Origin of the sequence: Paraeggerthella sp. Marseille-Q4926, assembly GCF_916618935.1 — a bacterium.
GTDB lineage: Bacteria > Actinomycetota > Coriobacteriia > Coriobacteriales > Eggerthellaceae > Paraeggerthella > Paraeggerthella hominis.
In genome coordinates, this window is the sequence record NZ_CAKAKF010000002.1 from 177,987 (window position 1) to 204,007 (window position 26,021).

The window sequence follows — 26,021 nt, forward strand, 5'->3', positions numbered from 1 at the left end:
GGGGTGTTGCCACCGGAGGTCGGCCGCCGCGATTCCGGCTGATAGGAACCTGCCGGGCGCATCGCGCGCCACGGCCGAGTAATGTGGTTGCCGAGACGCGGCGAACGGTGCGGCCAGCCGTGTAGAAAGGGTAACACCATGGCCGAGAAGAACGCAACGCTCACGAGCAAGCACGCCGCCTACCTGGGGCTCGACGTCGGAAAGTTCGCCCACTGGGCGTATGCGGTCGACCTCGACGGAGAGGTCCTGCTGAGCAGGCGCGTCGCCAACTCCGAGGGGGAGCTCGACGCGCTGCTGGCCGAGCTTCCCGCAGACACGCTCGTGGTAGTCGACCAGCGCCGCAACATCGGCGCGCTCGCAATCAAGCGCGCGAGGGCGGCGGGAAGGCCCGTCGCCTACCTGCCGGGATCCGCCGAGCACGAGCTCGCCAAGAGCTTCCCCGGGATCGCCAAAACCGACGAGCGGGACGCGCAGGTCATAGCGCGCGCGGCTCTGGGCATGCCCCAGACGCTCCGCCCGGTGCCGGCCGAGGACCCGGCGCTCGACGGCGCCAGGATAATGTCTGCCCAGGTGGCGCAGGTGCAGAAGGACCGCACTGCGTGCGCCAACGCCCTGCACTCGCGCCTGCTCGAGTCGTGCCCGGCATTCGAGGCGGCATGCGAGATGACCGAGCCGTGGTGCGCCGGCATGCTCGCCGAGCTGGGAGGGCCCTGGAACATGCTCGACGCCGGGCGCAAGAGGTTCTGCGCGGCGTCCCGCAAGCACCGCGCCACCCGCGAGCAGCGAGACCGCCTCTGGAACTCGATCTGCGGCGAACGCCCGTCGGAGCAGGCCGTGGCCGCCGAGATGCGCTACGTCAAGCATTTCGCGGGCCGCATCGTGGCAGACAACGAGGCCGAGTCCGAGCTCGAGGACGCGATAGCGGAATCGCTGTCCGACAACGCCGACTTCAAGAACCTGCAGACAATCCCCGGCATCGGGCCGAGGACGGCCATGCAGCTGGTGGTCTCCATCGACATCTCCGAGTTCGGCAGCCACGACAAGCTGGCCAGCTATTGCGGGCTGGCGCCTTCCACCCAGCAATCCGGAACCTCCACCAACTACGACAGGGGGCACCGCGGCGGAAACAAGCCGCTCAAGAACCTGCTGATCTTCTCGTGCAACTCCCTGACCAGGTCGAAGGGCTACTACGGGGAGTATCTAAGGAAATGCCGGGCCAGGGGCATGAAGTACAAGTGCGCGCTCAAGGCCACGGCGAGAAAGAGGATGAAGGTCATCTACGCGGTCATGCGCGACGGGGTGCCGTACTCCGCGTAGCAAGCTCGGGCGCAGGTCGCCGACAACCGCCTCCGCCTTGAAGCCGGGGCGGCGCGTCACCATGCCCGCAGATGGATTCGTCATTGCGGAAATCCCGCCAAATACCTACTTGACGGATTCATAGGAACACCCCCCGTACGTCCTTGCGCGTCCGTTTTGACAGAAGGGTGCCGGTCCCGCAAGGACCCCCGGTTCCGCAAGGCCCCCCGGTCCCGCAAGCGTCCCGGTCCTGCGAGAACACCGGCTCCGTGCCAGGTGTTGGCGCGCGGCGGTTGCACGCTTGCGCTATACTGTCCGAAACAAAACTCGGAAGGGCGGCGCATGAGGAATCGGGAGCGAATCTACGCAGGCATCGCGGTGCTGAGCTTCGTCTTGATGACGGGCAGCTTGGTGATGACGTACATGAACGCGGGCGAGGGCGAGGTCGGTTTGCTGGACCTGGGTCCGTCCCTTGCGCTTGGCCTGCTGTTTTTGGTGAACGTCGTTCTGGCCAAACAGAACAAGCAGAGGTAGGGTTCGCGCATGGCCGGCATCAGCGAAGAAGACATTCAGAAGGTACGCGAGGCGAACGACCTGGTGGCCGTTATCGGCGAGCGCACGCCCGTGAAGCAGCGCGGGCGCGATTTCTGGTGCTGCTGTCCGCTGCACAACGAGAAAACCCCCTCTTTCAAGATCGATCCCGCTACGCAGCTGTGGCATTGCTTCGGCTGCGGCGAGGGCGGCGACGTGTTCTCCTTCATCATGAAAACCGAGGATTTGAACTTTCCCGAGGCCGTGCGCCGCTTGGCGGAGCGCGCGCATATCGAGATATCGGACGCCGGCGGGCCGCGCAGCGTGGGCTCTAGCAAGAAAGCGCGGCTCAAGGCCGTGTGCGAGGAAACGGCGGACTTCTACCATACGCAGCTCATGCGCAATCCCGGCCCCGAGGCGAGCGCCGCTCGCAGCTACCTGGGCGCGCGCGGGCTTGGCGGCGACGTTCCCAAAACGTGGCGGTTGGGCTTCGCGCCGGGTCGCGGGCAGCTGGTGCGCCATCTGGCGGCAAAGGGGTTCAAGCCCGACGAGATGGTGCAGGCCAACGTCGCGCTTTCGGGCGACGGCGGCAGGCTGCGCGATCGGTTCTACAACCGCGTGATGTTCCCCATCAACGACCCGCAGGGCGAGTGCATCGCCTTCGGCGGGCGCGTGGTGGGCAAAGGCGAGCCGAAGTACCTGAACTCCCAGGAAACGCCGCTGTTCCATAAGTCGCAGGTGCTGTACGGCATGGAGAAGGCGAAAGCGTCCATGGCGTCGACGGGCACCGCCATCGTGTGCGAGGGCTACACCGACGTGATCGCGCTGCACGAAGCGGGGATCGAGAACGTGGTGGCCACCTTGGGCACGGCGCTCACCATGCGCCATATTCGCCTGCTCGCGCGCCATGCGCAGCATCGCATCGTGTACCTGTTCGACGGCGACGAAGCGGGGCAACGCGCGGCCGACCGCGCCCTGGCGTTCATCGACGACAGCATGACGCCGGAGGCGGGCCGCACCAAGATCGAGCTGGCGGCCGTCACGCTGCCGGACAACCTGGACCCGGCCGATTTCGTGTCGGATCGCGGGGGCGCGGCGCTGCAAGAGCTGGTTGAACATGCGCAGCCCCTGCTCAAGTACGGTATCGATCGTCGATTGGCGCGCCATGACCTCAGTCGTGCCGAAGGTCGCTCGGCCGCCTTGGCCGACGCGCTCTCGGTGCTCGCGCCCATAAAGGACTCCATGTTGGCGCGCGATTACGCCGTGCAGATCGCCAGCAGATGCCGTGCGCGCGAGGAGGACGTGCTCGATCAGCTGGGCAAGCTGAAGCCGCCGCGCGCTGCCGACGCCGAAGGAGCGGACGCTGCGGCAGACGACGAGCCTCGGCGGGCTCCGCAGCCGCGGCGCGAGCGGCTTCCCCAATCGGAGGTCAACCGGCGCCGCTTCGAGCGCCAGCTGCTCGCCCTGATCGCGTCCCGGCCCGACCTGGGCTTGCTGCACGCCGACGCGCTCGCGCAAACGCAGTGGCACGAGCCCGCGCACGCTACGATCGCGCAGAGCATGCTGGACACGCTGGCCGAAGACCCTGCAGCTCAGCCCGTGCGGCTGGTCGGCGAGGTCGCGCGCGTGCTGCCCGCTGCGGCCGGCATGTTGACCGCCGGTGCCGAAAGCGCTGTGGAGGACGAGAGCCGCTTGGCGTCTTTCCTGGTGGAAGAGCTGTCCATAGGCGACGCGGAAGATGCCGTGGCAGCGCTCAAGGCCCAGCTTTCCGATCCGTCGCGTCTTCCGGCCGACGAGTACGAGATGCTGTTCGAAGCCGTGGCCGCCATGCAGCAGGATCTGACGCGTCGCCGCGCCGCGCACGTGTAGGCGCAACCGTTCGGTTTCGAGTCCGCTGCGCGTCATGCTGTCGCGCAGACGGATAGTGTATACTCGAACAAGGAGAAAGGAGCTACCGTATGAGCCCCTTCGTATGGTTGGGCGTCGCCGCGGCGATGGCCCTTGTCGAGGTCGTTTCGCTGGGCCTCATCACCCTGTGGTTCGTTGTCGGCGCGCTGGTGGCGTTCGCCGCGAACCTGCTCGGCGTCGATCCTGCCGTGCAGGTGATCGTCTTTCTGGTCGTTTCCGTCGTGTGCCTTGTGGCCCTTCGCCCCGTGTTCATGAAGTATCGCAATCGCGGTGATTCCAAGGAACCGACGCTGGTCGGCCAGGTTGCCGTCGTGTGCGAGGCTATCGACAACGATCGCCTGGTCGGGCGCGTTGAAACGTCCGATCACATGACCTGGGCCGCCTGCTCTGCCAGCGGAGAGCCCCTGCCCGTTGGCCAGAACGTCGTCGTGGTCGGGCAAGAAAGCGTCAAGCTCATCGTTGAAAGGAAACTCCCATGATCTTCCTTATCGTGCTCGTCGTGATCCTGGTTCTGTTCTCGGTCACGTGCATCAAAATCGTGCCGCAGGCCGAAGCCGCCATCGTGGAGCGCCTGGGCTCGTACCTGACCACCTGGAACAACGGGCTGCACGTGAAGATTCCCTTCATCGACCGCGTGCGTCCCTACGTGTCGCTCAAAGAGCAGGTGTTCGACTTCCCGCCGCAGCCCGTCATCACGAAGGATAACGTGACCATGTCCATCGACACCGTGGTGTTCTTCAAGATCATGGACCCGAAGCTGTACTGTTACGGCGTGGAGAATCCCATCGTGGCCATCGAGAACCTGTCGGCCACCACGCTGCGCAACATCATCGGCGATCTTGACCTGGACACCACGCTCACCTCGCGCGATACCATCAACGCGAAGATGCGCTCCATCCTTGACGAGGCCACCGACGCCTGGGGCATCAAGGTCAACCGCGTAGAGGTCAAGAACATCACGCCGCCGGCAGCCATTCAGCAGGCTATGGAAAAGCAGATGAAGGCCGAGCGCGAGAAGCGCGAGGCGGTGCTTTTGGCCGAGGGCGAGAAGCAGGCCGCCATCACCATCGCCGAGGGAAAGAAGCAGGCGCAGATTCTTTCCGCCGAAGCCGAGAAGCAGACCATCATCTTGGCTGCCGAGGCCGAGAAGGAGAAGCAGATCCGCGAGGCCGAGGGCGAAGCGGAGGCTATCAAGAACGTGCAGCAGGCGACGGCCGACGGCATCCGCGCAGTGCGGGAAGCGGGCGCCGACAACGCCGTTTTGACCCTGCAAGCCTTCGAAGCGCTCAAGAAAGTGGCGGACGGTCGCTCCACGAAGCTCATCATCCCCTCCGACATCCAGGGCCTTGCCGGGTTGGCGGCGTCGCTCAAAGAGATCGTCGTGGACAGCGAGGATTCCGCTCGTACGGAGTAGCGGCCCGAACGCTCGAGGTGCTTGAGGCGCCGTTCGAGCGCGCTGCGATGCGGCGCGTGTCGAACGGCGCTTTTCGTCGGCTGCCTCCCGCGTGCGGTGAACGGTCGCCAAGTTCGGTCTCTTGCGCTTCTCACCTCGCGTTTTATGGATCTTTCGGCAAGCCGCTGGACAAGGGCGAAGCGATTGCGGACAATGCTTGCCAGAATTTTGTTTCGCGGCGCCTCGAGCGTCGCGCGCGTGGATACCAAAAGGACGTGCTGACCGTGATTACTATCGTGCAATCTCCCAATCCCATTTTGAACCAGCCGTGCGAGCCGTGCGATCTTGGGGACAAAAGCCTGAAGCGCTTGGCCAAGCAGATGGTGAAGACCATGTACAAGAATTCCGGCTGCGGCCTTGCCGCGCCGCAGGTGGGCGTGACCAAGCGCCTGGTGGTCATCGACTGCGACGAGTCCGACGAGCAGAACCCCATGGTACTGGTGAACCCGGTGCTGGTGGAGACGAAGGGCGAGGTCGTCGTCGAAGGGGAGGGCTGCCTGTCCATCCCCGGCATCTCCGTGCCCATCGCCCGGCCGTCGTGGGCGCGCGTGCGCTTCTTCGACCTGGACGGCGAGGAATGGGAGATCGAAGGCGACGGCCTTCTGGGCCGCTGCCTGCAGCATGAGCTGGACCACCTGGACGGCGTGACCATGTTCGAGCGCTGCGATCCCCTCGCGCGCATCCAGGCGCTTCGCGATTACGACCAGGCGGTTGCTTCCGGCGCGAAGCCGGGAGAGACCTCGCTTGATCCACGGGTTCGATAACCATGCGCGTCGTGTTCATGGGCACGCCGGAGTTCTCGGCTACGATCCTCGATGAATTGGTGCAGCAGCATGAGGTGGTTGCCGTTTACACGCGCCCTGATGCCGTGCGCGCCCGCGGGAAGCAGTTGGAGCCTTCGCCGGTGAAGGCGACGGCTGAGCGCTGGAACATTCCCGTGCGCACGCCGCGCACCCTGCGCGACGAGGACGTCCAGCGCGAACTGGCCTCGTTTCGCCCCGACGTCATTTGCGTGGCCGCTTACGGGGCCATTCTGCCGAAGGCCGTGCTGGATCTTCCCCGGTACGGCTGCCTGAACGTGCACGCGTCGCTACTGCCTCGCTGGCGCGGCGCCGCTCCTATCGAGCGCGCTATCCTGGCGGGCGACGAAGAGGCCGGCGTATGCATCATGCGCATGGAAGAGGGCCTGGACACGGGCGCGTACTGCGTGTGCCGCACGGCGAGCGTCGGGGATTTGAATGCTGAAGAACTGACCGACGAGCTGGCTATTCTGGGATCTCACGCCCTGTTGACCGCGCTGGTGCGCGTGGAGCGGGGCGTGTGCGATTGGACCGAGCAGGACGAATCGCGCGTGACCTACGCCGATAAGATCGCCAAGGGCGAGCTGGACTTGTCCGTTGGCGATTCCGCTGCGCTCATGGTTCGCAAGGTGCAGGCTTCGAGCGCCGCGCACCCTGCGCGCGCCGAGGTGGCAGGGCGCGCGGTCACGGTGCTGTCGCTTGCTCCCGTGGCGGCCGATAGCCAGGCGCGCGATCTTGTTGCGGGCATGGCTGCAGGCGATGTTCGCTATGCGGCGAAGCGCTTGTTCTTGGGCGCGGCCGACGGCGCGGTGGAGCTTCTGATTCTGAAGCCGGCGGGCAAGCAGGCCATGGATGCGAAATCGTTTGCCGCCGGGATCCAAGGGATCAAGGACGGCGGCCTTATCTGGAAGGGGCTTCATGCCTGATCGTAATAAGGGCTCGCAGGATCGACGCGCGCCGAAGGGATACGCCGGACCTGTGGAGAAGCCGCGAGAGAGCCGCGCCTCGCGATCGAAAGCCAGCCCGGCTCGGCTTGCCGCGCTCGACGTGGTGCGCACCGTGCGCGAGCGCGAGGCGTTCGCTCAGGACGTTATCGGCAAGCGCATCGACGGCTCCTCGCTTTCGTCTGAGGACTGCTCGTTCGCGACGCTGCTCGCATTGGGCGTGGTCAGCTCCGTGGGCACGCTCGACGATGTGCTCGATCGGGCGCTCAGCAAGCCGACGGACGTGCAACCCGACGTGCGCGACGCCCTGCGTTTGAGCGTGTACGAGATCATCTTCCTGAACAAGACGCCGCATGCAGCGGTTGACCAGGGGGTCGAGCTGGTGCGCTCGTTCGCGCCCAGGGCGGCTGGCCTTGCGAACGCGGTGCTGCGCAAGGTGGTGGCTTCGCGCGCGTCCTTCCCGTTCGGCGATCCGACGCGCGACGTGGAAGCGCTGGCTCGCCTGCATGCTTTCCCCGTTTGGCTGGCGCGCAAGCTGGTGCTCGATCTGGGACCCCAGGCGGCGTTGGACTTCATGCGCGCCTCGAACGAGCCGGCTCCGCTGTTCGTGGCGGCGAATGCGGCGAAGACGGACGAAGTCGCCGTGGCCGCCGCGTTCGCGAAGGCGGGAGAGTCGACGCAGCCGGTTGAGATCGACGGCGTGCCCGTGCCCGGCTGCCTGCGCGTGAAGGACAACCGCGCGTTGTTGCTGCCCGAGGTCAAGCAATTGTTCGTGCAGGGAAAGATCCTTGTTTCCGATGCCGCGTCCCAGCTGGTGGCTGCGTCCGTCCTGCCGCAGGACAAGCCCGCGTCCATGCTGGAAGTGGGCGCCGGTCGCGCAACGAAGACCATCTTGCTGCAAAGCGCGGCGCAGCGCACGTGGGGGTCGCAGATCGAGTCGTACGTGACGCTGGACAATCACGGGTTCAAGACGAAGCTGCTGCTCGAGCGCGCCGCGCGGTACGGCTCGTGCGTGTTGGAGGCGCTGACGGGCGACGCCCTGGCGTTGAGCAACGTGGTTCGCGATCGCCTGTTCGATGTGGTGTTCATCGACGCGCCGTGCTCGGGACTGGGAACGCTGCGACGCCATCCCGAGATTCGCTGGCGCTTGCAGCCCGAGGACGTGGCCGCGTTCGCGAAGACGCAGCTGGGCATGCTGCGCGCTGCCGCTGGGCATGTGGCGCCAGGCGGAACGCTGGCGTACGCGACGTGTACGGTGACCTGCGAGGAAGACAACCAGACGGTGAAGGCGTTCCTTGCGAGCGAAGAGGGGCAGCGCTTTCAGCTGGCTCCCATTGCCGGTCGCTCGTGCTTGGCTACGCGGCTTGAGCCGGGGTCGTCGGACGCGCATTTCGCCGTAAGGTTCACGCGCGTTTCGTAGAGGACGCGAAGGGTCGTGCGTTTTTCTCCGTCCAGCGCACGCGCAAAGGCGTTCCGTGGTAGGTTTTGACGGTTTGCGGTCGTCGTGGACGTGCCGCAAACCGCATCCGATCTTCCAGTAATTTTCTATGATTTTCTGACCTGGTGCAATGCTGGGCCATCTGGTTGTGGTCGCAAGCAAGGGACTCTGCAACAACCTCAAACCGTCAAAACCTGCCAGCGAGCGCGGTTTTTCGTGCGCAAGACCGTGCTGGGCAGGCGAACGGGCAGGTCGATGGCTCGTGCGCGGGATCGTGCTAGGCAGGCTAACGGGCGGGTCGATGGCTCGTTCTCCGGCGAACAGCGCGAAGCGGGCCATCGGCTTCGCCCCTTCGCCTTGCTCGTTTGCGTCGATTTCATAGTGAAACAATATGGAATAGCGATCGAACGAGGGCAGTGCTATCATTGCGGATCGTTCGCGCCGCCGTTTCGCGGCGCGCAAGGGCGTGGCAGTACGATACGGAACTCAGGAGGAACCTCGTGGAAGAGCAGCAACAAAACGCGCGTGGCGGGCTGCGCCCCAGTCAGATGCTGATGGTGGGCGGCATGCTGTTCTCTATGTTCTTTGGAGCGGGGAACCTGATCCTGCCGCCGCTTTTGGGCTTGCAGGCGGGCACCGAAGCCGTCCCGGCCATGGCGGGCTTTCTGCTTGCGGGCATCGGCCTGCCCGTGCTGGGCATTGTGGCCGTGGCCCTGTGCGGCGGCGTGCGCGAGCTGGCGGGGCGTGTGAGTCCTTTGTTCGCATCGGTGTTCATTGCGCTCGTGTACCTGACCATCGGCCCGTTTCTGGCTATTCCGCGCACGTCCTCTACGGCGTACGAGATGCTGCGGCCTTTGCTGCCGGGATCTGACGTGATCGATCCGAACGTGGCGGCGGTCGTGTTCTCGGTTGCGTTTTTCGCCGTGGCTTTCGTTTTGGCGCTGCGGCCTGGGTTGCTTTCGCGCGTGCTGGGCAAGTTCTCTGCGCCTGCTCTTATCGTGCTCATCGTTTTGGTGGTGGGGGCATCGGTGATCGGCGGCGGGGGAGAAGTTCTCGAGCCGCAGGCTCCGTACAGCGTGAACGCGGCGACGCACGGCTTTTTGACCGGATACCAGACCATGGACCTGCTGGCTGCGCTGTGCTTTGGCATCGTGGTTGCGGCGAACGTGAAGCAGCTGGGCGCGCGCGATCCGAAGCAGGTTGCCGGCGCCATTTCGAGTGCGGGCGTCGTGGCCGGCGTGCTCATGATGGTCATCTACTGCGGCTTGGGGTTCGTGGGCGCCACCATGGGCGGCGCGCTGCCCGACGCGACCAATGGCGCGGCCATTCTGGCGGCATCGGCCAGCATGCACTTCGGCGAGGCTGGGGCCGTTATCGTGGCTGCGATCTTCCTGATCGCGTGCCTGAACGTATGCACGGGCTTGATCTCGTGCTGCTCCGAGTACTTCTTCGAGGCTGTCCCGCGCGTGCCGCTGATTGCCTGGGCGGCTGCGTTCGCCGTGTTCAGCTGCGCCGTTTCGCTTTTGGGGCTGGACGCGATCCTGGCGTTTTCCGCGCCGCTTCTGGGCGCGTTGTACCCGCCGGCTATCGTGCTGGTGATCATGGGCCTCGTGCACGCTCGTTGCGACAAGCTGCCGCTCATGTGGCCGTGGGCGGTGCTGTCGACGGCCGTGTTCAGCGTGGTTGTGGGTCTGCGCGATGCGTTTGCGCCCAGCGCATGGCTGCCGCTCGATGCGCTGCCGTTTGCGGACTTCGGCCTGGGATGGGTGCTCATAGCCTTTGCGGGCGCCGCCGTGGGCGCTGCATGGTCGCTAGCTCGACGTCGGCGCGAATCGCGTTGCCAGCAAGGCTGATTCGCTGATCACGCCCTCGTCGAGAAACGTTTCCAGCAACATGGGCGGAACGGTCCTTCGCATGCGCTGGCCGAAACGAGATCCGAAGAGCTGCTCGGTTGTCATGTCGGGCAGGTGCTCGGCGCGATAGGCCAGCAGGGAAAACACTCCGCCAAGCGCGAACTCGATGGCAAGCGACGAGTTGAATCCTAAATTCGCCTCGTCAATGCCAAGCATGCCGATCCAAGCTTGCTTCATGGCGCGCTTGAGCGTTCCCTGCAACTGCGGGGACCCGTGTTTTCCGGCTATCAGGCTGAGGCGATCAAGGTGCACGTGGTATTTGGGGTCGCACAGCAAGGCGTCCAGGTTGCTTTTCGGGTCGATGATCTCCCTTAACACCGCAACCATAAGATCGGTTGGCAGCATTTGCTCGACGGCGTCTTTCGCTAGCTCGCCAAGGTTGCCGTAGTGGTAGTAGAACGCGTTTTTGTTGAGGCCCGTCGATCGCAGGATATCCGCCACCGAAAGCGCCGCGTAAGGCTTTTCGGCCAGCAGCGTCCAGAATGCGTCTCTCATGCGGTCGACGGCGGGGACGTCCTGCCCTTTTTTCGGTCGCGGCACGGCTTCCTCCTTGCTATGAGTGTTTTGCTCATTTGTAATTGGTCGTTTTCCCGTGATTTGCATATTTTTATTGGACGCATAGGCCAATAAAATCATCCTAGAACAGATGACGAAGAGTCGTCAAGCATCGCGGTTCCCGCATGCGGGCTCTTCGAAGCAAGCCGCGCTTAAGCGCGCGGGGAGGGGACGTGATGCCATGGAAACGCAGACGCGTGCGAATGGGCGGCCTATGGTCGAATTCAAAGGCGCGGTTCAGAGGTTCGGCAGGAAGACGCCTTTGGCGGACGGCAGGCGCACCGTGCTCGATCGGGTGAACCTGCGTGTCGACCGGGGCAGCATTCTCTGCCTGCTGGGGCCTTCGGGGTGCGGCAAAACCACCATGGTCAACCTTATTATGGGCGTGACGGTGCCGGCGGCGGGCGAAGTGCTGGTCATGGGCGAGCGCGCTCCGTACCCTACGGCGCGCGCTCGCGTGGGCTACATGCCGCAGGAGGATGCGCTCTACGACGACATCACCGCCGAGGAGAACCTGCGGTTCTTCGGCGCGATGAACGGGCTTTCGGGTGCGCGGCTGGACGCGCGCATCGGCGAGATGCTGAAGTTCGGTCGCTTGGAAGACGATCGCAAGAAGCTGGTGTCGGCGTTTTCGGGCGGCATGAAGCGAAGGCTGAGCCTGGGCGTGGCGATGCTGCACGAGCCCGAGCTGCTGGTGCTCGACGAGCCAACGGTGGGGCTTGATCCCGATCATAGGCGTCGCATCTGGGATGCGTTTTCCGCGATGGCGGGCAACGGGGCCACCATCATCGTGACGACGCACGTCATGGACGAAGCGGTTCGGTGCGACCAGATAGCCATGCTGCACGGCGGCCGCATCATCGCGAACGCATCGCCTGCCGATATCCTTGCGCAAACGGGAGCCGACAACCTGGAGGATGCGTTCCTTCTCCTAGAGGGCTCGTCTGAAGGGAAGGAGGCCGATCATGCGTAAGACGCTCGCGGTTGCTCGCCGCATCCTCTCGCAGTTCATGCACGATAAGCGCACCATCGCGCTTCTGTTCGTGGCGCCCATCGTGGTGCTGTGGCTGCTGTCGGTGCTGCTGGGCGCCGACTCCTACCAGCCGCGCATCGCCACGGTTTCGCTTCCGTCTTCGTATCAGCATGCGCTCGAGGCGCAGGATGCGCGCGTGTCGGACGTGGGGGCCGACGAAGCCGAGCGTCTGCTGCGCTCCAACAACGTGGATGCGGTATTGCGCATGAAAGGCGACGCGACGCTGGAGATATGGGCCGAAGGCAGCGATTCCACCAAGACCGCTGCCGTGATGGCGTGCGCGTCGTCTGCCATGGCCGACGTGCAAAAAGACGCGGCGGATCAGATGGAAGCGGACATCGAGGCGAAGAAGGACGAAATCGAGCAGGCTCGGGAGGACGCTGAATCCAAGCAGGCCGAACTGCGCAGCGCTATCGAAGAGGTGGCGCTCTCGCTTCCGCCAAACGCTTTGGCGAAGATGCCGGAGTCGGTGCGCGCCATGTTGGACGGATCGCTTGCGAGCACCGTTTCGGCTGCGGATTTCGCCCTTGACCCTTCGTCGTACATGCCGGTGAAAGAGGTGGAGACCTCGTATTTGCACGGTAGCGAGGATTGGAAGATGTTCGACTTCTACGGGCCGGTGTTCATCGGGGTGTTCCTGTTCGCGTTCACGTTCATCACAAGCGGCATGTCGCTGGTGAACGAGCGCGGCGCGGGAACCATGGCGCGCTTTCTGGCGACGCCGGTCAAGCCGACGCAGATCTTGGGCGGCTACTCCATTGGATTCGGCGCGCTGGCGCTTGCGCAATCGGGCGTGATCCTGGCGGTGGCGTTGGGGCTGATCGGTTTTCCCAACGAAGGCAACCTGGGCTTGGTCGTGGTGACGGCGGTGTCGATGGCGCTGGTGTCGGTGACGTTGGGGCTTTTGGTGTCGGGCCTGGCCAGCAACGCGTTTCAGGTTATCCAGCTCATGCTCTTGTTCGTGGTGCCGCAGATACTGCTGTGCGGCTTGTTCGACCTGTCGAGCGCGCCGGGCTGGCTTCAGGCGCTGGGCCAGTGCATGCCGGTGACGTACGGGGTGGACGCCCTGCGCGCGGTGATGCTGCGCGGTGCCGATTTCGCGGCGGTCTGGCCCGATCTTGCGGTTCTGTGGGGATTCGTGGCAGCGTTCTTCGTGCTGGCGGCGCTGGGCTTTCGCAAGAAGCGCGCCCGAGTGCGGTAGCGGGCGGGGTTGGGGTCCTTGCGCTGCACGGTTTCCCCCAATGTTGTGTTTGACTCGGCATGCTTCGGCCTTGCCTTGGCGCGACTTGGCAAAACGATCGCGTGACGCAAGTTCCCGAGGGCGGGGCGCTCAAGGAACTCGCGATGCGCAGCATTGGGGACAAAACCGTGCAGCAAACGCGGCCCTGCGCGGTGCCGCCAACCTGAATGGACGCTTCGGCTGCACGACTGGGCGCATGCGGCCCGGTTGTGCTTTGCGGGTGCGGGTCGCCCCACCGGCTTGGGAGCGCCAGTCCACGTGCTGTCACGCCAACCTGACCTCGCCCCCGCATCACGCGCGTTTTGGCGCGCAGAACGCGAGGACTTTACCGCTTGCCCGTCCGCGCGCACGCGGTAACGGGTAGAATAAATGCTTTGCAAAGTATCGCTGGTATGTTCGGAGGTCGTCCCGCATGGTCGAACGCGCAACGGAGGAAACAACGGAGAAGCCCGAAGGGGCGGCGTTTGCGCACGGGTCGCTGGGGCTGCTCGCGCCAAGCTGGTGGGAGCCGGAAGAGGGGGAGCCCGCCCCCGAACCGTGGCTCACGCCCGACGAAGCGTTCGACCGCTTCTTCGATTGGGTGGCGTCGCGCGGCATCGACTTGTGGCCCCATCAGGAAGAAGCGCTCATGGCGCTCATGATGGGCGATCACGTTATCCTGGGCACGCCCACGGGTTCCGGCAAGTCGATGGTCGCGCTGGGCCTGCACTTCATGGCGCTTGCCACGGGTCGGCGTGCGTACTACACGGCCCCCATTAAAGCCCTGGTCAGCGAGAAGTTTTTCGACTTGGTGGACGTGCTGGGGCGCGAGAACGTGGGCATGATCACGGGCGACACGCACATCAACGCACAGGCACCGGTCGTGTGCTGCACGGCCGAGATCCTGGCGAACGAAGCGCTGCGCGAGGGCGAGCGCGCCGACGTGGGCTGCGTTGCCATGGACGAGTTCCATTTCTACGGCGACGCCGACCGCGGATGGGCGTGGCAGGTTCCCTTGCTCACGCTGCCGAAAACGCAGTTTTTGCTGATGAGCGCAACGTTGGGCGACGTCTCGAGCATCGCGAGCTCGCTTAAGGAGCGCACGGGCGTCGACGTCGACGTGGTGGCCGACGCCCCGCGTCCCGTTCCGCTGTCGTACGAATACGTGGAAATGCCGCTCGAAGGCACCGTGGAGCTGGCGCTGCGCAACGGCGAGGCTCCGCTCTACATCGTGCATTTCTCGCAGGATGCGGCGCTTGCCACGGCGCAATCGCTTTCGAGCTTCGGCGTGGCGTCGAAGGAGCAGCGTGAGGACATCAAGCGCGCCATGGCCGGCACGCGCTTCACCACGGCGTTCGGCAAAACGCTCAAGCGTCTGCTTTCAAGCGGCGTCGGCGTGCATCACGCCGGCATGCTGCCCCGGTATCGCTTGCTGGTGGAAAAGCTTGCTCAACAGGGACTTCTTCCCGTCATCTGCGGCACGGACACACTGGGCGTGGGCATCAACGTGCCCATTCACACCGTGCTTTTGACGGCGCTCACGAAGTTCGACGGCTACAAGATGCGCCGTCTGCGCGCCCGCGAGTTCCATCAGATTGCGGGCCGCGCGGGTCGCAGCGGCTTCGACACCGAGGGCGTGGTGCTGGCCGAAGCTCCCGAGCACGACATCGAGAACGCGAAGCTGGTGCAGAAGGCCGGCGGCGACCCGAAGAAGCTGCGCAAGATCAAGAAGAAGCAGCCGCCTGAGGGATTCGTCACCTGGAACAAGCAGACGTTCGAGCGCCTGATCGAGGCAACGCCCGAAACGCTGAAGCCGCGCATGAAGATCACGCATTCGATGGTGCTGTCGGAAGTGGTGCAGGGCGGCGACGCGTACGCGCGCGTCCGCAAGCTCATCGCCGATTCCGCTCAAACCGACGAGGAAAAAGCCGCCCTGGTCGTGCGCGCGGACGACATATTCGCCACGCTCGTGAACGCCGACGTGGTGGAGCGCGTGCAGGCCGAAGATGGAAGCACGGAATACGTCACCACCGTCGACCTCCCTGAGGATTTTGCGCTTGATCAGCCGCTTTCGCCGTTTTTGCTGGCTGCGCTGGAGCTGCTGGACCCGGAAAGCGACACGTACGCACACGACGTCATCTCCATGGCCGAGGCCACGCTGGAAAACCCGCGTCAGGTGCTGCGCGCGCAGGAGCGGCAGGCGAAGGATCGGGCCATGGCCGACATGAAGGCCGACGGGGTGGACTACGAGGAACGCTTGGAGCGCATCGCCGAGATCACGTATCCCAAGCCGCTCGAAGATCTGCTGGGTGCGGCGTTCGAACGCTATTGCCAGGAGGTGCCGTGGGCGCGCGATTTCCAGCTGGAGCCGAAGTCGGTCCTGCGCGACATGCTGGAAACCGCCAGCGACTTCAAGGGCTACGTACAGCGTTACGGCATCGCCCGGTCGGAGGGGCTGCTGCTGCGCTACCTGGCCGACGCGTACCGGGTGATCGCGCGCACGGTGCCGGTGGACAAGCGCAACGATCGGCTGGAGGACGTCATCGCATGGCTGGGCTTCGTGGTGAGGTCGGTGGACTCCAGCTTGATGGATGAATGGGAGAACGCGGGGTCGGCCTTGGACGCGGCTGCGCCGGTGGACGCCGACGAGGTGGTGACGGATCGGCGCGGCGTGACGGTGCTCGTTCGCAACGCGCTGTTTTTGCGCGTGCGGCTGGCTGCGCAGGAGCGCGCGGCTGAGCTGGGCCGCTTGGACCAGGATTGGGGCTGCGGGGAGCCGCGTTGGCAGCGCGCCTTGGATTCGTACTACGAAGCGCACGACGAGGTGCGCATCGACGGCGATGCGCGGTCGATGGCCTATCTGGAGATCGACGAGTCCGACGAGAAATCGGCCCGCGTGTGGCACGTGCACCAGATTTTCAGCGACCCTGACGACGATCACGATTTCGGCATTGCCGCCGATGTCGATTTGGACGCCACACAGGAAGAGGGCGAGGTCGTGTTCAAGAGCTTCCGCGTGGGCTTCTTCGAAGAACTGGGAATCGAATAGCCGATGGGCTTGGCCGGGGCGGGCAACCCGTCCCGCGGCCTTGCTCCCGGCGCCGCTTCGCTGGAGCAAACGTGCGGCGGCGCTCGGCGCGGCATGAGTCGACGCGCTTGTGGCATAATCGTGTCGAAGCAAAAAGAAGGGATCCTCATGTCGCGTCAAACCGCTGCGTCCACAACGCGTCGCACGTTGCATTATTTCTGGTTGGTCACTCGCAAGCACTTCGGGCTGTTCACGGCCCTTATGGCGTCGACGTTTCTGTTCGTGGCGCTGCTTTCGTACGGCAACCCGTACGTGATGAGCCTGGTGGTGGACCGTGTGAGCGCGGGGTCGGTGTCGCCGGACGAGGTGTTCGCGGTGTTCGGGCCGTACATTCTGGCGCTCATCGGAATCAACGTAGCAGGTCAGGTTGCCAGCAAGGTGCAGGACTACACCATGTACCGTCTGCAAATCGCAGCCTCGTACGATTTGGCCACCATGTCGTTCGACGCGCTGTGCAACCAGTCCATGTCGTTTCATTCGAACCGTTTCGGCGGTACGCTGGTCAGCCAAACCACTAAGTTCATGAGCGCTTACCAACTGCTGTTGGAAACCATCACGTTTCCGTTTCTGCCGGTGATCTGCTCGGTGGTGTTCACGTGCGCCATCCTTGCTCCTCGCGTTCCGGTGTACGTGGCCATCCTCATGCTGCTGTTGGCGGTGTACGCGGGGGTTTCGTACTACATGTACAAGCGCATCCTAGCCCTGAACGAGAAGGCGGCGGGCGCGCAGAACCAGCTTTCGGGCGAGTTGTCGGATTCGGTGGCGAACATTCTTGCCGTCAAAACCTACGGTCGCGAGGATTACGAGCGCGGCTTGTTCGACCAGGCGAACCGCGAGGTGGTGGCGCGCGATTCCAAGCGCATGTGGGCATCGCTTACGCGCGGCATCGTGACGGCGTGCATCACCGTTGCCATCATGAGCGTGGTGGCGGTGTTCATCGCGGGCGGCAACGCCTGGTACGGCATCACGCCGGGCACGCTGGTGGTCATGTTTACCTACACCTACACGGTGACGAACCAGTTCAACTTCATAAACAACGGGCTGCAGCGCTTCAACCGCGCGTTCGGCGACGCCAGCGGCATGACGATCATCCTCGATGAGCCGCGTCTGGTAGCCGACGCGCCCGACGCTGCTCCGCTTGAGGTGCGCGAAGGGGCCATCGATTTCGAGGGAATTGGATTCTGGTATACCGACGGAGACGTGCGCACGACGGTGTTCGACGGGCTTGATTTGCACATACCCGCAGGCCAGAGGGTTGGCTTGGTGGGTGCGAGCGGTGCGGGCAAAACCACGCTCACGAAGCTGTTGCTGCGGCTTTCCGACATTCAGGAGGGCCGCATCCTGGTGGACGGCCAGGACATCGCCGACGCCGCGCAGCAGTCGCTTCGCCGCCAGATCGCCTACGTGCCGCAGGAGGCGTTGCTGTTCCATCGCAGCATTGCGGAGAACATCGCGTACGGACGGCCCGACGCGTCCATGGACGAGATCCGCGAAGCGGCGCGCCGTGCGAACGCGCTCGAGTTCATCGAGCGCTTGCCGCAGGGTTTCGATACCGTTACGGGCGAGCGCGGCGTCAAGCTGTCGGGCGGCCAGCGCCAGCGCATCGCCATAGCGCGTGCGCTTCTGGCCGATTGCCCGGTGCTCGTGCTGGACGAGGCTACCAGCGCGCTCGATTCCGAAAGCGAGCACCTGGTGCAGGACGCGCTGGCCACCCTCATGCACGGGCGTACGGCCATCGTGGTGGCGCATCGCTTGTCCACGGTGGCCAGCTTGGACCGCATCGTGGTGCTTGACGGAGGCCGCGTGGTCGAGGACGGCCCGCATGCGCAGTTGATCGAGGCCGGTGGAGCGTATGCGCGCCTGTGGGAGTGCCAGACGGGCGCGTATCTGGAGTAGGCCGCGCGCCCCGCGGCGGGGCGGCGCCAGGAGTGCGAGCGCCCGGCGGCGGCGCGTGGGTGTCGCGGGGGCGATGTCGTGCGGCCCGTTTCCGCGGAGCACGCTCCCGTATGGGCAACGCCTCTGCCGCGTCCGTTTCCGCGGGGCCCGCTTCCGCGAGGGCAACGCCACTGCTGCGCGCGTTTCCGAGCGGCAAGATCCCCTCGCTGTCAAAACGGACGAGTTTTGCGGCGCTTTTTCGCCCTCAGAGGAGTCTCTTCTCGAACGCGTTTTGCATCACCCCAGGTCGCAAAGTTGCAAGCATCCTTTATCCTGGTTTGAGGACCAGCAAAACTCGCCCGTTTTGACAGGACGGGCGAAACCAGCGGCTTTCAAGGGAAACGCGGCTCCGGAAATCGGAATCGCTTGGATTTGAGGCCGTCCGCGCTCATTCCGCGCTATCATGGTTTCATGCACGCGAACAAGCGCGCCGACGCGCGCGACGGGCGCAGGCCCGCAGGAACGAAAGGCTAGCTATGGCGAAAATTGCAATGACCACGCCGCTTGTGGAAATGGACGGCGACGAGATGACGCGCATCATCTGGCAGATGATCAAAGACGAACTGCTCGCGCCGCACATCGACCTGAAAACCGAGTACTACGACCTGGGGCTGGAGCATCGCAACGCCACCGACGACCAAGTGACCGTCGACTCCGCCGAGGCGACCCGCCGTCTGGGCGTTGCCGTGAAGTGCGCCACCATCACGCCGAACGCCGCGCGCATGGACGAGTACGACCTGAAGCAGATGTGGAAGAGCCCTAACGGCACCATCCGCGCCATGCTCGACGGCACCGTGTTCCGCACGCCCATCACGGTGGCGGGCATCGAGCCGTGCGTGCGCAACTGGGTCAAGCCCATCACCATCGCGCGTCATGCTTACGGCGACGTGTACAAGAACGCCGAGATTCGCGTACCCGGTCCCGGCAAGGTGGAACTCGTCTACACCGCCGCCGACGGCACCGAGACGCGCGAGCTCGTGCACGAGTACGACGGTCCGGGCGTGGCGCAGGGCATGCACAACCTGGACGCTTCCATCGAGAGCTTCGCGCGCAGCTGCTTCGAGTACGCGCTCGATATCAAGCAGGATATCTGGTTCGCCACGAAGGACACCATCTCGAAGAAGTACGATCATCGCTTCAAGGACGTGTTCCAGGAAGTTTACGACGCCGAGTACGCCGCGCGCTTCGAGGAAGCCGGCATCGAGTACTTCTACACGCTCATCGACGACGCCGTGGCGCGCGTGATGAAGGCCGACGGCGGCTTCATCTGGGCCTGCAAGAACTACGACGGCGACGTGATGAGCGACATGGTGTCAAGCGCGTTCGGCTCGCTTGCCATGATGACGTCGGTGCTGGTCAGCCCCCAGGGCTACTACGAGTACGAAGCCGCGCACGGCACCGTGCAACGCCACTACTACAAGCACCTTAAGGGCGAGGAAACGTCCACGAACTCGGTGGCCACCATCTTCGCGTGGTCGGGCGCGCTGCGCAAGCGCGGCGAGCTTGACGGCTTGGACGACCTGGTGGACTTCGCGAATCGCCTGGAGAAGGCCACGCTCGACACTATCGAAGCCGGCGAGATGACGGGCGACCTGGCGCTCATCACCACGCTGCCGAACCCGGTGAAGCTTAGCACGCGCGACTTCATCCTGGCGGTTGCCAAGCGTCTGGCGGCGTAGAGTCGGCTTCTGCGCCCAACGCAACGTCCACGGCCTCGGATCGCATCGCGCTCCGAGGCCGTTTTTTTTGCCAGGTGCCGCGATCCAACCATGCCCGATTGACGTTTGGGCTTCAAACGTCAATCGGGCATGGCGCCTTCATGCAAGAGGAGTATCATAGGCCGGATGCGTTCGGCGAGCTTCATGAAGGAGGGTTGCGGCAAGATGGGAAACGTTTTTCGCGTGTTCAAGCGTGACCTTTTGCGCCTGTTGAAGGTGCCGCCCGCCTTGGTGGTGGTCGTCGCCTTGCTGGTTCTGCCGTCGGTCTACACCTGGTACAACGTGGTGGGCTTTTGGAACCCGTACGACAATACGGGGAATCTGCGCGTGTGCGTGGTGAACGAGGATGTCGGCGGCTCAAGCGATTTGACCGGCGAGCTTCACGTTGGCGACATGATCGTTGAGGAACTACATGAAAACAAGCAGCTGGACTGGGTTTTCACCGATCACGACACCGCTTTGTCCGAACTTCAATCGGGCAAGAGCTACGCGGCCTTCGTCATACCGAAGGACTTCACCGAGCACTTGCTCTCTTTGACGACCGGCGATTTCACGCAGCCGGAAATCCAATACTACGTCAACGAAAAGCTTGGGCCGGTTTCGCCTAAGATCACCGATACGGGCGCCACGACGCTTGACGAAACCATCAACTCCACGTTCGTCTCGACCGTAAGCGACGTTGCTGCCGAAGCCATAGACCAGGCGATGTCCGACGCGCGCGGATCGATCGACGCGTCGCGGTCTCGCGCCGTTTCCGAGATATCCGAAACGGCGCAGCTGGTAAGCGACGCCCGCGCATCGCTCGGCGCTATTTCGGCGGCCACCGACGAGGCTCAGAATAAGGTTGGGAATTCGCGCGGCACGCTCGATCGCGCGCGCACCGAGATTGCAAGCGCCAGCAGCGCGCTGCAAAACGTGTCGAACCTTGCCGGGCAGATGCAAAGCGGGCTGGAAAGCGTTTCGACTACCGCAGCGCCCGCCGTGAGCCAAAGCCTGCTTGCCGTTTCCCAGGCGTCTTCCAAGGCGAACGGCGCGATAGGGGATTTGACGACGGCTGCGGGGGAGGCCCAGGCGGGCATAGGCGCCTCGTTGTCCCAGGGACAGGCGATCGTCCAAGAGAGCAAGGCGCTGGCCGCCTACCTGCGCACGATGGCGGACGGGCTTCCCGCCGGCGACCCCGGCAAGGAGCCTCTTGCGGCCATGGCGGACGAGCTGGATCGCCGCGCGGCCGATGCGCAGCAAACCCTGGATGGCCTTGCGGGCCTCAACGGGGAAGCGGGCAAGCTGTCCCAGTCGGTGTCGCAGGCGGGCGATTCGCTCAATGCTGCGGTGCAGCTTGCCGTCAACGATGCGAACACGTATTCGAACGGGCTGTTTGGAACCACGATTCCCCTGGTCAACCAGAGCTTGTCGCAGGTGAGCGCAACCTCGGCCACGCTGGGTGCGGCCGTTGCTAGCCAGCGGCTGCTGATCGACCAGACGTCGCTTGTCTTGGACCGGCTTTCCTCGACGCTTGCCACGGCGAAAGAAGCGCTCGGCCAAACCGACGCCATTCTGGCAAGCTTGAGCGAAAGTCTTGATACGGTGAGGACCGATGTGCTGTCGTTAGGCGAGTCGGGAGTTTTGACGAAGCTGTTCGGAGAAGACGGGTTGGACGCCACGAAGATCGCTGAATTCATGGGATCTCCCACCAAGCTTGTCACCGAGCAGCTTTATCCGCTTAACGCCTACGGGTCGGCCATGGCTCCGCTGTTCATGAACCTGACGTTTTGGATCGGCGCTTTCATGCTGCTGGTCATCATGAAGCAGGAAGTGGACGGGGAGGGCATACGGAACCTGACCGTCACGCAGCGCTACCTGGGCAGGTTCTTGCTGCTGGCCGTCATGGCGGTTCTGCAGGCGGTCATCTGCTGCGCCGGCGTTTTGGTCATAGGGGTTCAGGCCGTGAACGCCCCGGCGCTGTTCTTCGCGGCGGCGGTGGCGTCGCTTTCCTACCTGAGCATCATCTACGCGCTTTCGGTTACGTTGCAGCACATTGGCAAGGGCATCTGCGTGGTGCTGGTGTTCGCGCAGATTCCGGGCGCGACGGGCTTGTACCCCATCGAGATGACCTCGGGCTTTTTCCAGGCGGTGTACCCCTTCTTCCCGTTCACCTACGGCATCGGCGCCATGCGCGAGGCCATCTGCGGGTTCTACGGTTCCCATTACACCGACGCCGTGGGCATGCTCGTGTTCTTTTTCGTGCTGTTCATGGCCTTGGGGATCATCGTTCGGCCCCTCATGGCGAACGTGAACCGCATGGTTGCGGGGCAGGTGAGCCAAAGCGGCCTGTTCAACGGCGAGGACGTGGAGGTTCCCGAGCGCCCGTACCGGTTCGCGCAGCTGTTCCGCGCGCTTGCGGACAAGGACGAGTACCGCGAAGAGCTGCAGCTTCGCTACGAGCGCTTCGCCCGCTGGTATCCTCGGCTTATCCGCGGATCCGTGGCGCTGGGCTTGGCGGTGCCCGTGGCGTTGACCGTGATATTCGCGCTCACGCCCACCGAGAAGGTGTGGTTGCTGACCGCGTGGCTGATATGGATGGTTACCGTGTTCGTGTTCTTGGTGGTGCTGGAGAGCCTGCGCGACAGCTTCGAGCGGCAGCTGAAGCTTGACGGCATGTCCGAAGAAGGCTTGCTGGAACTGGGCGCGTCGCGCAACAGCATGGCGCGAACCTCGGATGCCCTTCGCGGCTTGAAGGGAGGCGGCGGCCATGAGTAACCTGTGGCGCATCCTTCGCAGCGACTTCAAAAGCCTGTTCGCGAACGCGATGAGCATCATCATCGCCGTGGGCTTGGTGGTCATGCCTTCCATCTTCGCCTGGTACAACGTTATTGCGTGCTGGAACGTGTTCGACAACACCGGCAACCTTACCGTGGCGGTGGCCAATGTCGACGAGGGGTACGAAAGCGATTTGGTTCCCTTGCGCGTCAACGTGGGCGAGCAGGTGGTTTCCGCGCTGCGCGCCAACGACCAGATCGATTGGACCTTCACGTCCGAAGAGGACGCCGTGGACGGCGCGAAATCGGGACGCTACTACGCGGCGGTGGTCATTCCGAGCAGCTTCAGCAAGGATATGCTCACCTTTTATTCACAGGACGTGCAGCACGCGAAAATCGTGTACTACGCGAACGAGAAGAAGAGCGCGATTGCCCCGAAAATTACCGACAAGGGTGCCGATTCCGTGTCGTACCAGGTAAACGAGGTGTTTGCCGAAACGCTTTCGGAAGTTGCCCTCAGCTTGGCGGAATCGCTCTCGCGCTATGCCGACGACGCCGACGTGAACGGTCGCATCGCCGATCTGTCCAAGCACGTGCGCGGCATGGGGGAGCAGGTGAAGCAGATGGGCTCGGTGCTCGATCTGTACGCTTCACTCGCGCGTTCTTCGCAAACGCTTATCGGCGATTCGGTCAAGCTTATCGGGTCGGCCCGCTCCGAGTTGGACGGCATGGGCGCAACGGCTTCGCAGGGCGCGGCGGCTACGGGTGACATGGTCGAAGCCCTGAAGCAGTCGGTCGACGACCTGTCGCACGCGCTCGAGAGCACGGGACAGGGCTTCGGCGCGGTTTCCGATTCGGTGGACGCCCTGTTCGACACGGCTTCTTCGGGAACGCAGGAGTGCGTTGCGCAGATGCGCGCGCAGGCCGATACGGTGGACGGGCAGATCAGCCACTACGTTGCCCTGGTGGGCCAGTTGGAGCAGCTGCGGGGGCAGGTGCCTGAAGAGTATCAACCTGCCGTGGACGCGGTGATCGTGCGACTGAACGCCGTTATCGAGCTTATGGAGGGCGTGCGCGACAACCTGCGCAGCGCGGCGACCAAGCTGGAAGCGGGCAACGCGAACACGCAGGCCGAGCGCGAGGAAATCAAGAAGCTGGCCGCGCAGGCGCAGGAGAGCATGTCGGCGGTCAAAGGCGATTTCGATGCGAACGTGAAACCGGCCATGCAGCAGTTGGCAAGCAACGTGGCAACGCTTGCGGCCAACGTTGGAGCCGGCGTGGACAACTTGCGGGCTTCGAGTTCCGGGCTGGCCGATTCCGCGGGGTCGGCCAACGATCTGCTGGGGTCGGCGGCTTCGAAGATCGACGGCGCGGCGCAGAAGCTGCGCGGATCGGCCACCGAGCTGGCGTCTTTGGCCGACAGCATCGACCAAGCGCTTGCGAGCGGCGATATGGAAGCCCTGCGCCATGTGCTGGGCTCGGACACCCAGGTGCTTTCGAAGGCGCTTTCGGCACCGGTCGCCATCGATCGCATCGCCGTGTTCCCGGCGGACAACTTCGGATCGGCCATGGCTCCGCTGTACACGACGCTGGCCCTGTTCATCGGCTCGCTGCTTATCCTGGTTGCGGTGAAGCCGGGCGTTTCCGATAAGACGAGGGCGCTTTTGAGCAACCCGCGTCCCCGCGAGCTGTTCTTGGGGCATTTCGGCGTCATGGCGTTTCTGTCGCTGGCGCAGACCACGCTGATGGGGCTGGGCAACATGCTGTTCTTGCAGGTGCAGGTAGCCCATCCGATGCTGTTCATGCTGTGCTTCTGGGTGGCGGGCCTGGTGTTCACGTTCTTGATCTACGCGCTGGTGGCGGCGTTCGCCAACTTGGGCAAGGCGGTCGCGGTGCTGCTACTGATCATCCAGGTGACGGGATGCGGGGGCTCCTATCCGCTGCAGCTGCTGCCCTCGTTCATCCAGGACCTCAGCCCGTGGCTGCCGGCAACCCATGTGGTCAACGCCATGCGCGCGGCCATGTTCGGGACGTTCGGCAACGATTTCTGGATCGAGTTGGGCAAGCTGGCGCTGTTCCTGCTTCCCGCTGCGTTCATCGGCCTGGTGCTGCGCAAGCCGTTGGCGAAGTTCATGACGTGGTACGTCGAGCAGGTGGAGTCCTCGAAGCTGGTGGGGTAGGGCAGGCGACGCCCGCGCGTGCAGGTGCGGGCGTCGCCTACGTGCGCGCGGGCGCGCATCAGGAGCAGTAGGCGTCCTTCACTGTTTGAAACAGCGATCGAATGCGCTGGTCAGCCAAGCTGTACACGACGTAATGCCCGGAACGCTGGGCATGCACCACGCCCGCAAGGCGAAGCGCTGAAAGGTGCTGGGAAAGCGCGGGCCGACTGATGTTGGGAACGCTTTCGGCCAGCTGGGCCACGGTTTGGTCGGCTTCGAGCAGCGCGCAGAGAATCAAGAGCCGATTCTCGTTGGCAAGCAGGCGAAACAGTTCCGCTACCTGGTGCGCTTTTTCTTCCATGGCGGTCTCCTATGCGGGAGTCGAAGGGTTCGCAGACGTCGCGGGTCGCTCTTCCGTCGGCGGTTCCATGCCGTGCGCGCGGCCTTTGGAGATGAGCTGGGTCATGGTGCCCATGGGACAGAACGCGCACCACGAGCGCGGCCGGTACAGAGCCATGACTGCAAGCCCGATCAGGTTCGACGTCAGCATGATACTGTAGAACCCGAAGGCGAATTGCGCAACCCACGGCTCCACTTCCACCGGATAGGCCCAATCCCATGGCAGCGAGAAGGTCCACAGAAGCTGTACGGCCGTTCCCAGCTCGCTGCTTCCGGCGAACACCATCCAGGTGACGAACAGCATGTTCGCGAACATGGCCATGAAGAACACCAGGAAGCCCAGCCTGAACGCGCGCGACCGCAGGATGCGCGGGGTCGGCTTGTTGCGCGAGAGGCCGAACCGCTTGCCCAGAAGCGTCAGGAACTGTCCGCGGTCGCAGTAGCGGTTGCAGTAGGCTTTTCCGCCGCCTGCCAGGGAAACGATGAGCGGCACGAAGAAGAACACGAGGCCGATCCACGCGAACAGGATGTTGAAGAAGCCCAGCGCCAGGTAGATGGGCGTGATCACGTATAGGCGGTCGTACCAGCGCGGTGCGCATGCCTTGCCGCACGCCTTCTTGCCGCTCATGCCGACACCGCCTCGCGTCGGTGCACGGCTACGGCGGATGCCGGGCATTCTGCTTCGCATGCTCCGCAGCCCACGCAAAGGGTCGCGTTCACGTACGCCCTTGTTCCGCGCCAGACTGAAACGGCTTCCCGAGGGCAGGCGTGAGCGCATGCGCCGCAGGCGACGCAGGCTTTCTCGGCTACGACCGCTATCTTCTTTGCCACCGTCTTCCTTTCTCTAAATTAGAATATAAGAATATTCTTAAATAA

General features: G+C 64.0%; 20 protein-coding genes. 16 read left to right on the top strand and 4 right to left on the bottom strand.

The features are described 5' to 3' along the window. Positions 1-138 precede the first annotated feature (138 nt). From LG373_RS04075 to brnQ, 9 genes are all read left to right on the top strand, one after another. Positions 139-1,317: an IS110 family transposase gene (locus LG373_RS04075; RefSeq protein ID WP_225749082.1), complete on the top strand. Its 1,179-nt coding sequence runs from the start codon at positions 139-141 to the stop codon at positions 1,315-1,317. Between the two features lie 321 nt (positions 1,318-1,638). Further along, positions 1,639-1,830: a hypothetical protein gene (locus LG373_RS04080; RefSeq protein ID WP_114565961.1), complete on the top strand. Its 192-nt coding sequence runs from the start codon at positions 1,639-1,641 to the stop codon at positions 1,828-1,830. A 9-nt stretch (positions 1,831-1,839) separates the two neighbouring features. After that, positions 1,840-3,696, top strand: coding sequence for a DNA primase (gene dnaG / locus LG373_RS04085; RefSeq protein ID WP_225749083.1), 1,857 nt, complete (start codon positions 1,840-1,842; stop codon positions 3,694-3,696). Positions 3,697-3,785: 89 nt separating this feature from the next. Then, positions 3,786-4,214, top strand: a complete 429-nt coding sequence (locus LG373_RS04090) for an NfeD family protein (protein WP_114565963.1) — start codon at positions 3,786-3,788, stop codon at positions 4,212-4,214. Further along, positions 4,211-5,149 (top strand): SPFH domain-containing protein, encoded by a 939-nt coding sequence (locus LG373_RS04095; protein WP_114565964.1) that lies wholly within the window; start codon positions 4,211-4,213, stop codon positions 5,147-5,149. Before LG373_RS04090 ends, LG373_RS04095 begins: the two co-directional genes overlap by 4 nt. 254 nt (positions 5,150-5,403) lie before the next feature. Beyond that, a complete protein-coding gene (gene def / locus LG373_RS04100; RefSeq protein WP_114566116.1) occupies positions 5,404-5,952 on the top strand; it encodes a peptide deformylase in 549 nt (182 codons plus the stop codon). Between the two features lie 2 nt (positions 5,953-5,954). Beyond that, positions 5,955-6,914: a methionyl-tRNA formyltransferase gene (gene fmt / locus LG373_RS04105; RefSeq protein WP_216529548.1), complete on the top strand. Its 960-nt coding sequence runs from the start codon at positions 5,955-5,957 to the stop codon at positions 6,912-6,914. Then, positions 6,907-8,352, top strand: coding sequence for an RsmB/NOP family class I SAM-dependent RNA methyltransferase (locus tag LG373_RS04110; protein WP_225749084.1), 1,446 nt, complete (start codon positions 6,907-6,909; stop codon positions 8,350-8,352). The genes fmt and LG373_RS04110 overlap by 8 nt, the downstream gene beginning before the upstream one ends. A gap of 518 nt (positions 8,353-8,870) precedes the next feature. Next, positions 8,871-10,223 (top strand): branched-chain amino acid transport system II carrier protein, encoded by a 1,353-nt coding sequence (brnQ, locus tag LG373_RS04115; RefSeq protein WP_225749085.1) that lies wholly within the window; start codon positions 8,871-8,873, stop codon positions 10,221-10,223. On the opposite strand, the gene LG373_RS04120 is transcribed toward brnQ, so the two are convergent. After that, positions 10,182-10,823 (bottom strand): TetR/AcrR family transcriptional regulator, encoded by a 642-nt coding sequence (locus LG373_RS04120; RefSeq protein WP_181792508.1) that lies wholly within the window; start codon positions 10,821-10,823, stop codon positions 10,182-10,184. The genes brnQ and LG373_RS04120 overlap by 42 nt on opposite strands. Positions 10,824-11,052: 229 nt before the next feature. On the opposite strand from LG373_RS04120, the gene LG373_RS04125 reads away from it, so the two are divergent. The 7 genes from LG373_RS04125 (at position 11,053) to LG373_RS04155 (ending at position 24,767) form a co-directional block, all read left to right on the top strand. Beyond that, entirely contained in the window at positions 11,053-11,811 is a 759-nt protein-coding gene (locus LG373_RS04125; protein WP_114565968.1) for an ABC transporter ATP-binding protein, read from the top strand. Continuing rightward, the gene (locus tag LG373_RS04130; protein WP_114565969.1) at positions 11,804-13,072 is read left to right on the top strand and encodes an ABC transporter permease; all 1,269 of its coding nucleotides are present in this window, start codon (positions 11,804-11,806) and stop codon (positions 13,070-13,072) included. Before LG373_RS04125 ends, LG373_RS04130 begins: the two co-directional genes overlap by 8 nt. A 451-nt stretch (positions 13,073-13,523) precedes the next feature. After that, a complete protein-coding gene (locus tag LG373_RS04135) occupies positions 13,524-16,139 on the top strand; it encodes an RNA helicase (RefSeq protein WP_225749086.1) in 2,616 nt (871 codons plus the stop codon). A gap of 147 nt (positions 16,140-16,286) precedes the next feature. Next, positions 16,287-18,074 carry an ABC transporter ATP-binding protein gene (locus tag LG373_RS04140; protein WP_114566119.1) on the top strand — a complete coding sequence of 596 codons (1,788 nt, stop codon included), beginning with the start codon at positions 16,287-16,289 and terminating at the stop codon, positions 18,072-18,074. 515 nt (positions 18,075-18,589) lie between these two features. Further along, entirely contained in the window at positions 18,590-19,792 is a 1,203-nt protein-coding gene (locus tag LG373_RS04145; protein ID WP_114565976.1) for an NADP-dependent isocitrate dehydrogenase, read from the top strand. Between the two features lie 204 nt (positions 19,793-19,996). Continuing rightward, entirely contained in the window at positions 19,997-22,588 is a 2,592-nt protein-coding gene (locus LG373_RS04150) for a YhgE/Pip domain-containing protein (protein WP_225749087.1), read from the top strand. Beyond that, on the top strand, positions 22,581-24,767 hold the full coding sequence (locus tag LG373_RS04155) for a YhgE/Pip domain-containing protein (protein WP_225749088.1): 2,187 nt from the start codon (positions 22,581-22,583) through the stop codon (positions 24,765-24,767). The genes LG373_RS04150 and LG373_RS04155 overlap by 8 nt, the downstream gene beginning before the upstream one ends. A gap of 58 nt (positions 24,768-24,825) precedes the next feature. Here LG373_RS04155 and LG373_RS04160 read toward each other — a convergent pair whose 3' ends face one another. Genes LG373_RS04160 through LG373_RS12285 form a run of 3 tightly spaced genes read right to left on the bottom strand, consistent with a single transcriptional unit; the run spans position 24,826 to position 25,976 of the window. Then, entirely contained in the window at positions 24,826-25,107 is a 282-nt protein-coding gene (locus tag LG373_RS04160; RefSeq protein WP_147269846.1) for a helix-turn-helix transcriptional regulator, read from the bottom strand. A 9-nt stretch (positions 25,108-25,116) separates the two neighbouring features. Then, entirely contained in the window at positions 25,117-25,773 is a 657-nt protein-coding gene (locus LG373_RS04165) for a 4Fe-4S binding protein (protein WP_225749089.1), read from the bottom strand. Beyond that, positions 25,770-25,976 carry an ATP-binding protein gene (locus tag LG373_RS12285; protein ID WP_114565979.1) on the bottom strand — a complete coding sequence of 69 codons (207 nt, stop codon included), beginning with the start codon at positions 25,974-25,976 and terminating at the stop codon, positions 25,770-25,772. The genes LG373_RS04165 and LG373_RS12285 overlap by 4 nt, the downstream gene beginning before the upstream one ends. Between the last annotated feature and the right edge of the window lie 45 nt (positions 25,977-26,021).